This window comes from Kiloniella spongiae, from assembly GCF_001026905.1.
Lineage (GTDB): Bacteria > Pseudomonadota > Alphaproteobacteria > Kiloniellales > Kiloniellaceae > Kiloniella > Kiloniella spongiae.
The window spans coordinates 189,725-201,826 of the sequence record NZ_LAQL01000002.1; the positions used below are offsets into that span (position 1 = coordinate 189,725).

Here is a 12,102-nt window from a genome sequence, read left to right on the forward strand (position 1 = left end):
CCCCGCATGTTTTCGGCAAGTCGTAGAAGCAGCAAAAGATCAATCAACATCTGGCCTGGTTTCGTTGACGCCTTGGCAACGCTGCTCCTTGTAATCATTTTCGTACTCATGGTCTTTATGGTTGCACAATTTACCCTAAGCAATGCGCTAAGCGGTAAAGATAAAGCGCTATCGAACCTGAACAGGGAAATAAGCGAACTTGCCGAATTACTCTCACTCGAAAAATCTGCAAATACCAGACTGCGTTCCAGCGTTACCCAGCTTACGACAGAGCTACAGAGTTCAATATCTTCACGTGACAGTTTAGCAAACCAACTGGCCGCTCTTTCAGAAGACAAGGAAAACCTGGAAGGTGAGTTACTTTCCGTCAGTAAAGAATTAAAAGATATTATCAGCGCACAGTCCTTACTACAGGAAAATAATGACCAGCTTGAAGCAGAGAAACAAAAGCTTCTAAATGAGCAAAAAACTATTCAAGATCAGCTTTCAGCACTGGAACTCGCTGCAGCAAAATTATCGGCGGAATCTGCACTCGTGAATGCAGAACTGGAAGATGCATACAAGGTTATTGAAGCCGACAAAGAGAAAGTCGAAACTCAGCTTGCAGAAATAGCCTTATTAAAAGAACTCCGCGATAATCTAACCGAAAAGCTAGCGACAGCAGAGACTGATATTTCCGGCCAAAAGGCACTTACAGAAGAGGCCCAAACCGAAGTCGTACTTCTAAATCAACAGATTGCTGCACTTCGCAAACAGCTTTCAGATATCTCGGCGACCTTGGAAATAACCGAAGCCATCAATGCCGCACAGGAAACCCAGATTATTGACCTCGGCAAGCGTTTGAACGTTGCTCTCGCGACCAAAGTTCAGCAGCTTGCTAAATACAGATCAGAATTCTTTGGCAAGCTACGCGAGGTCCTTGGAAACCGACAAGACATACGTATTGTTGGCGATCGCTTCGTCTTTCAGTCAGAAGTTCTCTTTTCCAGTGGAAAAGCAACATTAGAAGCTGGCGGTCAAGAACAACTGGGGCAACTTGCAAAAACGCTCCGAGAGCTGTCTGGCAACATCCCTGATGATATTGATTGGATTCTACGTGTTGACGGGCACACTGATGTTCAACCAATCTCCACTGCCGAATTTCCCTCTAACTGGGAACTTTCAACAGCAAGGGCTATATCGGTGGTCAAGTACCTTATAACTCAGGGCATACCAGCATCAAGACTAGCGGCCACTGGCTTTGGTCAATTCCAGCCCCTGGATAGCAGTCGTGATGAAATAGCCTTCAGACGTAATCGCCGAATCGAACTTAAGCTGACACAGCGATAAAAAAGGCTCCTGAGATGAATTAGACATTCTCAGCAGCCTTTTTTAATTTTTCAAAACCTGTGTTTATTAAAATAATCTTATCAATGTCCTCTTTTCCCCAGAAGACGAAATTAAAAGATTACAACAATATCTCAGCTTGCAGCTTGAACCGTTAGTTCAGCTTCCATATCCGGACCGAACTGTAACTCTGCCAATCGTGCATAGAGGCCGTCCTGCTTAACCAATTCAGCATGCGTTCCACTTGCGACAATACGCCCTTCGTCCATAACGAGAATACGATCCGCTTTTAAGACTGTCGCCAAACGGTGAGCAATCATCAGTGTTGTTCGACCATCCAGAAGGTTATCCAAAGCCTTCTGAACCGCCACTTCACTTTGAGAATCTAAAGCTGAAGTAGCCTCATCCAGTAGTAAAATCTCAGGATCTCTCAAGATCGCCCGGGCAATAGCAAGGCGCTGTCTCTGCCCACCAGAAAGGCGTACGCCCTTTTCGCCAAGATAGGTGTCATACCCGTCAGGAAGCTTTTCCAAAAACTCATGCGCAGAAGCCGCTTTAGCTGCATTGACAATCTCATCGCGACTGGCATCTGGACGGCCATAACGAATATTTTCGTAAGCAGTGACCGAGAAAACCACAGGCTCCTGAGAAACCAGACCGATATGTTTGCGCATTTCCACAGGATCAAAGTTAGGAATATCCACACCATCAATCTTCACCCCCCCCTTTTGCACATCATAGTAGCGGAGCAACAATTGGAAAACAGTGGTCTTGCCAGCTCCTGAAGGGCCGACAATCGCGACCTTCTCACCCGCCTTAATATCCGCAGAAAAACCGATCATCGCCGATTGCGTGGGCCGCGATGGATAATTGAAACTCACATCAGAAAAAGAAACAGCACCTTTGATCTTTGCCGGCAACGGCGTTGGCACTTCTGGTGCCGCAATATCTGTTTCAAGAGCCAATAAGCTTAACAATCTCTCTGTTGCCCCTGCAGCACGTTGCAAATCACCAATAACCTCGCTAAAGGCCCCGAGAGATCCAGCAACAACAATTGCATAGAAGACAAAGGATGACAGCTCACCCGCAGTTATACGTCCCTCCAAAACGTCGCGTCCACCAACCCAAAGAATCGCGCTGATAGAGCCAAAAACCAAAACAATCACAATGGCCGTCAAAAGAGCACGAAAACGGATTCGCGTTACAGCTGTTGTAAAAGCATCTTCAACCCGGCTAGAAAAATATTGGCGATCAAGGTCCTCGTGACTAAATGCCTGAACCGTTCGAATCGCTCCGATTGTCTCATCTGCATAGACACCGACATCCGCAATCCGATCCTGACTGTCTTTACTCAATGTCCGCACTTTGCGCCCAAAAAATAGAATCGGTATTAAAACAAAAGGAATAACAAGCGCAACAAACCCTGTTAATTTCGGCGATGTGATAATGAGAAGAACTAAGCCACCAAAAAACATCAATAAATTACGAAGAGCAATCGAGAAGGATGATCCGACAACCACCTGTAGAAGTGTTGTATCCGTTGTCAGTCTCGAAAGGACCTCTCCGCTCCTGGTGACTTCGAAAAAGGCAGGTGACATTTTGATTATATGCCCGAACACGGCTGAACGAATATCAGCAACAACCCGTTCCCCAATCCACGAAACCAGGAAATATCGCGAATAACTGGCCAAGGCTAAAAGCACCGTCACACCAAACAAAACAAAAACAGCCTGATCAAGTAATGCGCTATTACCACTAGAAAATCCCTGATCAATCAAGGCTCTAAGCCCTCTTCCAAGACCAAGAACTGTACCCGCAGCGATAACAAGCGCAATCATCGCACCACAAATCTGAAGTTTATAGGGGCGCACAAATTGCCACAGCAGCAACAGGTGTTTTAACTCTTTGCTTTTAGGTGCATCTTCTTTTGATGCGACAGCTAAATTCTTTTCACCGTTGCGGCTCATACCAGACTTTCCTGAAAGGGGACTCCATTTCTGGGTCCCATAAAAAATAATTACTTAACCTAATAACGGAATTGACCTTTCCACTCCAGTGTGAGAAACCACAATTTATTAACGGCTTCAATGCGACCCTATGCCTCTGACAGGTAAATTTCAGGTAAATTTTTGCGATTCGTGGAATTAACTTGCCTCTTGGCGCAGGTTCGGTTAAATAGCCCCCGCTTCCTAAGGGGATACGGACTATGAAAAAAGATATTCATCCAGAATACCACACCATCAAAGTTGTAATGACAGATGGTAGTGAATTCGAAACACGCTCTACATGGGGCAAAGAAGGCGATGTAATGCGTCTTGATATTGACCCTAAGAGTCATCCAGCTTGGACTGGCGAACACCGCTTGGTTGATACCGGTGGTCAGGTTGCTAAGTTCAACAAGCGTTTTGCAGCTTTTGGCATTAAGAACTAAGCCAAACTGTGTAAATGTTAAAAAAGGTTCCGTTTTACGGAGCCTTTTTTTTTGCTCGATCCACCCTGTCCAACTGAGAATCCAATCGAGTCACACGCATATAAAGCTGATGACTACGCCCCATCAGATCAGCCATCCTGGGATCGGCACCATCCGGTAGCTCATCCGGCGGTTCACACACATTCTGGCCGGATATTCGGTTATCAGGGCCTCTGGCTTCATCTACGCTGATTTCACCATTAAGAACAGCTCTCTGCACCAATAGCCAAGCCATAACCTGTGTCAGGCGCGTTGTAAGACGCATACTCTCACAACAGATTTGTAGTCGATCCTCTGGCTTTAGCCATGGGTGACGGTTACGGGTTCTATCCGCCAGATAGTCTCTTGCCTCTTTTGTCAGAGACAAAGCTTCCTGATAAGTCGAATCCAGATACGTAACCATAAGCCGCCTGATAGTCTTTGTTCTTTGCACTTAAAACACAGATTCGTGCAAAGTTTTCACCAGTCTATCATAAGGGCCTTAACAAATTCTTGGCCAAGCAACAAAGCTCATAATCATTCACATCCTGTTGATCAGGAGATTCTAAATGATCACTCTTCCCTCAAATTTTTTCGAGAATTCGTTTTCAATGAATTATTTTTTTGCGGACATATCTTGAAAACAAAGACAGCCTCTCTTAACTCAATCAGTACAAGAAGTGCCAATCGGGCTTCTCTGTATTCACTGGCCTGACCATGAAGGTAGGCTAACTGTTAAGCTTGTTGCTCAAAGGGAGAACACGCAATGCACCATCGTGACCTAACACCATTACTACGCGCAACCGTCGGCTTTGATCGCATGATGAACATGCTTGATGCATCGACTCGACCAGACACAGCGTCATCCAGCTATCCCCCTTATAATATAGAAAAAACAGCCGAACACGATTATCGTATCACAATGGCTGTTGCGGGATTTGCTCAGGAAGAGCTTGAGATTACAATCAAAGAAAACTCTCTTCACATTGCGGGGAAGAAAGAACGTGATAAGGAAGATAAGGTAACTTATCTCCACAGAGGGATTGCAAACAGGTCTTTTGAAAGAAGTTTTGATCTTGCAGATCATATCAAAGTTACGGGCGCAAACCTTGAAAACGGACTTCTAATCATTGAGCTGGCACGCGAGATTCCTGAATCAAAGAAACCGCGTAATATCCCCATTTCAAATGGCACACCAAACGAGCCAGAGCTGATAGATCAGCAATAATCTACTCAGTAGAAACGCCAAGGGCCGAGCTTACAAAATAAGCTCGGCCCTTATTATTTTTGGCAATATATCTAACAGACATTACGATCTATGTCGTTTGGTCTGTTCGTCCACCCTGTCAACTTGCCTTTGTTACGCAAGAGGTTATGAAGACTCGAGCCTCTCGTCAAGGACTTGTTTTGTTTTTTGACATTTTTACGACAAATTTCGCCTTTTTTCAGGCGCTTTTCTTTGTTCCAATTTAAGCATAATCAAATAATATCAAAGTATTAAACAAAAAAAATCCGCCGGTAAAAAACCGGCGGCAAGTCAACAGGGAGGCATCAAAAAAAAGATAAATAGTAATAAAGGAACTAAAAAACCCTTTTTGACATTACAAGATTATAACAAATCAACTAAAAAAGAGTTAACAGCATAATGCTTGCTTCTACTCTTAAAGATTTAAGGTCTGATTTCTCATTTTCAAGAGGCAAAAACAAAGGGAAGCATAATAAAAAACTTCCCCTGTTCTTCTTGATTTATCCAAACAGGAATAAATAACAATAATAATAGCTTGCAAAGCTATTGTGCCATCCAACCGCCATCAACCGAATAAGGCGCACCCGTCATTTGATCCGCAGCATCACTACACAAAAAAGCTGCAAGTTTTCCGATTTGCTCTGGTGTAGAAAAATCCTGAGTAGGCGTTTTCTCTGAAACTAAAGCCCGTTTTTCATCATCAAAAGTCTTGCCGCTCTCCTTTGCACGCGCTTCAATCTGCGCACGAACCAGATCAGTTAAAACCCAACCGGGGCATATCGCATTCACAGTAACGCCCTGTGTTGCAACTTCCAGGGCAACAGCCTTCGTCAACCCAACAACACCGTGTTTCGCCGCAACATAAGCTGATTTGTTTGGCGAAGCCGTTAAACCATGCGCAGAAGCGACATTGATAATACGCCCCCACCCCTTTTTTTTCATCTCAGGCAATGCAGCCTTAATACTGTGAAAGGCCGACGAGAGATTAATCGCAATAACCGCATCCCAACGATCTTCGGGAAACTCATCCACAGGCGACACATTTTGAATACCTGCGTTGTTTACAAGAATATCAACACCACCAAGTGTTTTCTGAGCCTCGGCAATCATGTCTCTGATATCATCAGGCTTGCTCATATCTGCAGATGAGTAAGCCACTTTAACACCATGAGCATGAGCAATTTTTTTCTCCAGATCTGCAATTTCAGATCGATCGCCAAAACCGTTCAACATGATATCAGCACCTTCAGCAGCAAGGCATTCAGCAATTCCTTTGCCAATACCACTGGTCGATCCTGTAATAACCGCCACTTTCCCTTTGAGGCCGGGCATTTATTTCTCCTGTAAAACAAACGTTGAGGAATATTACTTAGGTAAGACGTTCACATAGTATGCGATCAACAAGGTTACGGTGACAACAGATAGAATCGTAGAAGACAAGACCACAGATGCTGCTCTGGCTGTGAAAACCCCATATTGCTGGGCAAGGATAAAAACATTCACGCCTGTCGGTTGGGCGGCCAGGATGACGGCAACAGCAGCCCACAAAGGCGGCACGTCAATAACATTAAAAACAAGAAACGCAACAATGCTTGGGTAGATAATTGTCTTCAATACCACAATTAAAAAACTTTGTTTTAAGTCACCCGCCAATTTGAATTCAGTCAGAGAAACCCCTAATGAAAAAAGAGCGCAAGGAACAACCGCGCCACTTAATATGGATGTAAAACGATCCAGAACGGATATAAATTCAAGGTTAGAGAGCTGAAAGAGCCCCCCCGCAATCAACCCGAGAATAATTGGGTTACTCCAAATTGCTTTTGCCAGCGAAAGAATAATGGCTTTAACGCCCTGCCCTCCATCCCCCTCTCTTGAGAGATCATATTCCGTGAGCATTGAGGTCAGAGCCATAAGGATCGGTGCCTGAAAAGCGATCAGCATGGTCAAAGGAACCATACCCTCGTCGCCAAAAGCTGAATAGACCAAAGGAAAACCAAGTAACAATAGATTTCCATACGTCGCCCCCATTGCCATAACAGCCGCCTCTTTAAGTCCGTGGCCATATAAAAAACGCCCCAGAAAAGCACTGCAAATGAAGATTGTCAGGGAAACGCTATAGAACGTAATGATAAGAGAAAAATTGATATCTGCAGATAAATTACCCTGAGCCATTGTGCGGAACAAAAGAGCAGGAATAGCCAAGTAGTAAACAAAGAATGACAATCCTTTCAAAGCAGAAGGCGAGACCCACTGCTTTTTGCCAACCGCATATCCCGATAAAATAACCGCAAATACAGGTATGACGATTTCTAAACTGCCAAACAAAAAAGCCCCCTTGCCCCTAAAAGATACCTACTGATTGAATTCAGACTTTAAACAGACCATCCAATCCCTGACGATGTTTTTCTTTTCTGTCAATTTCAGCACGGGTTCGAAGAATCTCGCCTTCCAATATCGAAATATATTCCTGTAATTCTTCCAACCCCATCGGCTCCAGATTTTTTAGCTGAGGCTTACCCTTTCTGGGCTCTAGATCATCTAGGTCCATATCATTACCCTCGTTACATCATTTTTCACTATTAATTCCCCGTTTCAATTTCGGGCAATTCCATTGTTGCCATTGGCAATAGTCTAGCCAACATACTAGACTGAATATCAAAAAGAAAAACAGTCGATTAATAACTGACAGGGCAAGCGCGTGGCACAAAATACTATCGGGCAAATTCCCGAACAAATGACCGCAATCGAAATAAAAGAGTACGGCGACGCAGACCAACTGTCGCCAACACATCGCACCGTTCCGACTCCAGGTGAAGGCGAAATCCTTATCCAAGTCAGCTATGCAGGCGTAAATCGGCCTGATGTTATTCAGCGTAAAGGCCTCTACCCACCGCCACCTGGAGAATCCGATATTCCCGGTCTCGAGGTTTCAGGAACAGTCGTGAGCTTGGGCGCGCAAGTAACTCAATATACAATTGGCGATCAGGTACTCGCACTGGTTGGCGGCGGAGGTTATGCGGAATATTGCACGGCACCAGCAGGACAATGCCTGCCGGTGCCTAAAGGCCTTTCGTTGGAACAGGCCGCAGCTTTACCAGAAACCTATTTCACCGTCTGGAGCAATATCTTTGACCGTTGCCAACTTAAATCTGATGAAACAATTCTTATCCACGGCGGAACTTCGGGTATAGGCACAACGGCCATTCAACTGGCCAAAGCTTTTGGTGCCAAAGTTATTACCACAGCCGGAAGCGATGAAAAGTGCCAAGCTTGCCGGGATCTCGGTGCCGACCTGGCGATTAATTATAAAACACACGACTTTGTGGAAGAATCTAAAAAATTTACCGCAAAAAAGGGCGTTGATGTCGTTCTCGATATGGTCGGTGGAGATTATATACAACGCGATATCTCCAGCCTGGGAACAGATGGCCGCCTCTGCTTTATTGCTTTCCTTTCCGGGTCCCAGGCAGATGTGAATTTCATGCCTGTTATGCTCAAACGATTAAAGATCACAGGCTCGACGCTGCGTGCGCGTTCCAGAACATTTAAAGCCGAGATAGGTAACAACCTGACAGAAAAAGTCTGGCCATTAATTGAAGATGGAAAACTTGGCCCTCTTATTTACAAGATCCTGCCATTGGAAGAAGCAGCAGAAGCTCATAAATTAATGGAATCATCCAAACACATTGGCAAAATTGTTTTAAAACTTGAAAAATAGCCCTGAAGTCGGCTAATTAACAAAAAAAACACCTCAATCCTTTATTTACTGCTTGGCCTCGCGGTATATTCGGGGTAAGCCACCCGTTGGATACGTATTACCGTAGCCGAAGGACCATTAGCCGACGGCACGATTAGGAGAACCAATGTCTCAACCACTAATGCCAAAAGCGACCGCCGTTTGGTTGGTCGAGAACACATCGCTAACCTTTGAGCAGATTGCTGAATTCTGCCAACTTCACACACTCGAAGTGCAAGGAATTGCCGATGGTGAAGTCGCTGTAGGTATTCGGGGTATGGACCCCATTGCGAATTCCCAGATCACGCGCGCGGAACTAGAACGCTGCGAAAAGGATTCGTCAAAGGCTCTGCGTTTTTATCAACAAGATGACTTGCCGCAACCTTCCAAGCGAACAAAAGGACCACGCTACACACCAATTGCAAAACGTCAGGATAAACCAGACGGGATTGCATGGCTGGTTCGTCACCACCCTGAGCTCACAGACAACCATGTTTCAAAACTGATTGGTACAACAAAGAAAACCATTCAGGCAATAAGAGACAGATCTCACTGGAACATCAGCAATATTCGTCCTCGTGACCCGGTATTGCTTGGCCTTTGTAAGCAGGTAGATCTGAACGCGACAATCGACAAAGCGATCAAAGAAGCTGAAAAAGCTGGCCGCATCATTCCAAAACCAGAACCAATGGAAGAGGAAGTTGTTGCAGCACCAGTTAAAGAAGAGCTACCAGAAGATCCGTACGAAGCCTTCACACGAGCTTTCAAAAAGACTGATTAGTATTCGTATATCACTACTAATTGAAAAAGGCCTCTTGCTTAAGAGGCCTTTTTTATTGAACAAAATATCCGAGTCTATAAAGACGGCATTACGCCTTCACGCCATAACCAATCGTTTGAAGTGCGGTTCTAATCTCATCAAGAATAGCCGGGTCATCAATGGTCGCAGGCACTTTATAATCTTCATTATCTGCAATTTTACGCATCGTCGCACGCAGAATTTTACCTGACCTCGTCTTGGGCAAACGTCCGACAACCACCGCGAGCTTGAAGGCAGCAACAGGCCCAATATCATGCCTGACCTTTTGCACAACTTCAGTGACAACATTACTATGAGATTTTTCCGCTCCGGCTTTTAGAACCATAAAACCCAGCGGTAGCTGGCCTTTGAGTTTATCAGCCACGCCAATTACCGCGCACTCAGCAACATCTTCATGAGCCGCCAAGACTTCTTCCATCGCCCCTGTAGATAAGCGATGTCCTGCGACATTGATAATATCATCTGTCCGGGACATGACGTAGATATAGCCATTTTCATCCTTATACCCAGCATCCCCTGTCTCATAAAACCCAGGGAAGCCTGATAAATATGCCTCTCGATGGCGCTCTTTAGCGTTCCAAAGAGTGGAAAAGGTCCCTGGAGGCAAGGGAAGCGTACAAACAATCGCTCCAATATCCCCTGCAGACATTTCGCTATGGTCTTCTGCATCAAGAATGCGAACATCCCATCCCGGAACAGAGCGGGCCGGAGATCCAGCAACAATGGGTAATTCTTCGATTCCAAGACAGTTAGACGCGATAGGCCATCCGGTTTCCGTTTGCCACCAGTGATCAATAACGGGAACCTTTAGCTTTTCCAGCGCCCAGTTCAATGTATCCGGGTCACACCTTTCGCCAGCCAAGAACAAGGTCTTGAAGTGGGATAAATCGTATTTATCCAGATAAGTTGCATCCGGATCTTGCTGCCGGATTGCCCGAAAAGCCGTAGGCGCCGTAAAGAGAACAGAAACATTGTGTTCCGATATAACGCGCCAAAAAGCACCGGGATCAGGCGTTCCCACAGGTTTGCCCTCGTACATGACAGAGGTCGCCCCATAGATCAGAGGCCCGTACACTATATAGGAATGCCCAACAACCCACCCCACATCCGATGCACCCCAGAAGACTTCACCGGGTTCAACATTGTATATATTCTTCATTGACCAATGCAGAGCAACAGCATGCCCACCATTATCACGGACAATACCTTTGGGCTGCCCCGTCGTCCCAGAGGTGTAGAGAATATAAAGCGGATCAGTCGCGGCTACAGGAACGCAATCAACACCAGATGCACTTGCTTCAGCACTCTTCCAATCAACATCCCGGTTCGCCACCATAGATGCTTCAGCTTGCGAGCGTTGCCAGATAACACAGTGATCAGGCTTATGGGTTGAGAGATCAATCGCCTCATCAAGCAAAGGCTTGTAGGAAATGACTTTGCTAACTTCGATACCACAAGAAGCCGAGACAATAACTTTCGGGCTACAATCATCAATCCGCGTCGCGAGTTCATTGGCCGCAAATCCACCGAAAACGACTGAATGAACTGCACCAAGCCGCGCACAGGCCAACATTGCAACCGCAGCTTCCGGGATCATTGGCATATAAATAATTACGCGATCACCTTTTGATACGCCAAGTTCGGCAAGAGAACCTGCAAATTTCGAAACCCGCGTAAGAAGGTCAGAATAGGTAATATTTTCTTTCGTATCTGTAACCGGGCTATCATAAATCAATGCCGTTTGCGTGCCGCGGCCCTGCTCGACATGTCGATCAAGTGCATTATAACAGGTATTTAGTTCTCCCCCGCTAAACCATCGATAAAAAGGTGCGTCAGTATCATCCAACACTTTCCTATATGGTTTATACCAGTCAATTTCGGATGCGGCTTCAGCCCAGAAAGCTTCTGGCTTTGCCAAAGAACGCGCTTGCACGTCATCAAATGAACCCATGATGTGTCCCAACATGATTATATAATTTTTTTCTCCAGCCTCCCTGACCGGTTCGAATAGCTTGCTGTATATTGAATAGCGGATCAATTTTCCCTACAGACCGAAACCGCTATTAGATAATTATTTTACAAATTTTTTACAGGCAAGATAACAAAAAAAACACCCGCCAAAATATAATCAAGACGGGTGCTTTCTTTTATTCAAGTGCAAGCATTAGGTACGCAAATACCTTAGCATTTATCAGTGAGGGTCACTCAACATTTGCATTTCGTCTTTAACGCGAAGCTTTTGCTTTTTAAGTGACATCAATAGGGATTCATCGGGATGCGGGCGCGTACTCTCCTGATCAATAGCGCTCTCTAAAGTAACGTGTTTTGTACGCAAGGACTCGATGCGTTCGGCAGTGGCCATATTCGTCTCCCTCTAATACCAAAGTTTCAATTGCTACCAATCACACTTAATGTCGTGAATATTGACTTCAATTAATTTTCTCAAGAATCGTTATTGCACCAGAAATTTTAATGAAAAATCTCCATTACAATACTTAAGAAAATTTTTGGGAAGTACTGATCGT

The 12,102-nt window shown here is 45.1% G+C and carries 12 protein-coding genes; 5 read left to right on the forward strand and 7 right to left on the reverse strand.

What is annotated here, in order from left to right; all coding sequences use genetic code 11:
- The first annotated feature begins 6 nt into the window (after nucleotides 1-6).
- Nucleotides 7-1,329: a peptidoglycan -binding protein gene (locus WH96_RS00870; RefSeq protein ID WP_047762252.1), complete on the forward strand. Its 1,323-nt coding sequence runs from the start codon at nucleotides 7-9 to the stop codon at nucleotides 1,327-1,329.
- A 131-nt stretch (nucleotides 1,330-1,460) separates the two neighbouring features.
- On the opposite strand, the gene WH96_RS00875 is transcribed toward WH96_RS00870, so the two are convergent.
- Entirely contained in the window at nucleotides 1,461-3,293 is a 1,833-nt protein-coding gene (locus tag WH96_RS00875) for an ABC transporter transmembrane domain-containing protein (protein WP_047762253.1), read from the reverse strand.
- 239 nt (nucleotides 3,294-3,532) lie between these two features.
- Here WH96_RS00875 and rpmE point away from each other — a divergent pair, with 239 nt between their 5' ends.
- Entirely contained in the window at nucleotides 3,533-3,757 is a 225-nt protein-coding gene (rpmE, locus tag WH96_RS00880; RefSeq protein ID WP_046508232.1) for a 50S ribosomal protein L31, read from the forward strand.
- 34 nt (nucleotides 3,758-3,791) lie between these two features.
- Here the strand turns inward: rpmE and WH96_RS00885 are convergent, their stop codons facing one another.
- Nucleotides 3,792-4,199, reverse strand: a complete 408-nt coding sequence (locus WH96_RS00885; RefSeq protein ID WP_047762254.1) for a DUF1465 family protein — start codon at nucleotides 4,197-4,199, stop codon at nucleotides 3,792-3,794.
- Nucleotides 4,200-4,541: 342 nt separating this feature from the next.
- Between WH96_RS00885 and WH96_RS00890 the strand changes: the two genes are divergently transcribed.
- Complete coding sequence (locus tag WH96_RS00890; protein ID WP_047762255.1) at nucleotides 4,542-5,003, forward strand: Hsp20 family protein; 462 nt, start codon at nucleotides 4,542-4,544, stop codon at nucleotides 5,001-5,003.
- Nucleotides 5,004-5,564: 561 nt separating this feature from the next.
- Here WH96_RS00890 and WH96_RS00900 read toward each other — a convergent pair.
- Genes WH96_RS00900 through WH96_RS00910 form a run of 3 tightly spaced genes read right to left on the reverse strand, consistent with a single transcriptional unit; the run spans nucleotide 5,565 to nucleotide 7,569 of the window.
- On the reverse strand, nucleotides 5,565-6,353 hold the full coding sequence (locus tag WH96_RS00900) for a 3-hydroxybutyrate dehydrogenase (protein WP_047762257.1): 789 nt from the start codon (nucleotides 6,351-6,353) through the stop codon (nucleotides 5,565-5,567).
- A gap of 33 nt (nucleotides 6,354-6,386) precedes the next feature.
- Complete coding sequence (locus WH96_RS00905) at nucleotides 6,387-7,346, reverse strand: AEC family transporter (protein ID WP_047762258.1); 960 nt, start codon at nucleotides 7,344-7,346, stop codon at nucleotides 6,387-6,389.
- Between the two features lie 40 nt (nucleotides 7,347-7,386).
- Nucleotides 7,387-7,569, reverse strand: coding sequence for a DUF1192 domain-containing protein (locus WH96_RS00910; RefSeq protein WP_047762259.1), 183 nt, complete (start codon nucleotides 7,567-7,569; stop codon nucleotides 7,387-7,389).
- A 186-nt stretch (nucleotides 7,570-7,755) separates the two neighbouring features.
- Here WH96_RS00910 and WH96_RS00915 point away from each other — a divergent pair, with 186 nt between their 5' ends.
- Entirely contained in the window at nucleotides 7,756-8,739 is a 984-nt protein-coding gene (locus WH96_RS00915) for an NAD(P)H-quinone oxidoreductase (protein ID WP_047762757.1), read from the forward strand.
- Between the two features lie 145 nt (nucleotides 8,740-8,884).
- A complete protein-coding gene (locus tag WH96_RS00920) occupies nucleotides 8,885-9,538 on the forward strand; it encodes a DUF1013 domain-containing protein (protein ID WP_047762260.1) in 654 nt (217 codons plus the stop codon).
- 88 nt (nucleotides 9,539-9,626) lie between these two features.
- On the opposite strand, the gene WH96_RS00925 is transcribed toward WH96_RS00920, so the two are convergent.
- Nucleotides 9,627-11,528, reverse strand: coding sequence for a propionyl-CoA synthetase (locus tag WH96_RS00925; RefSeq protein WP_047762758.1), 1,902 nt, complete (start codon nucleotides 11,526-11,528; stop codon nucleotides 9,627-9,629).
- Between the two features lie 240 nt (nucleotides 11,529-11,768).
- Nucleotides 11,769-11,939, reverse strand: coding sequence for a YdcH family protein (locus WH96_RS21680; RefSeq protein ID WP_082130264.1), 171 nt, complete (start codon nucleotides 11,937-11,939; stop codon nucleotides 11,769-11,771).
- Nucleotides 11,940-12,102: the final 163 nt, after the last annotated feature.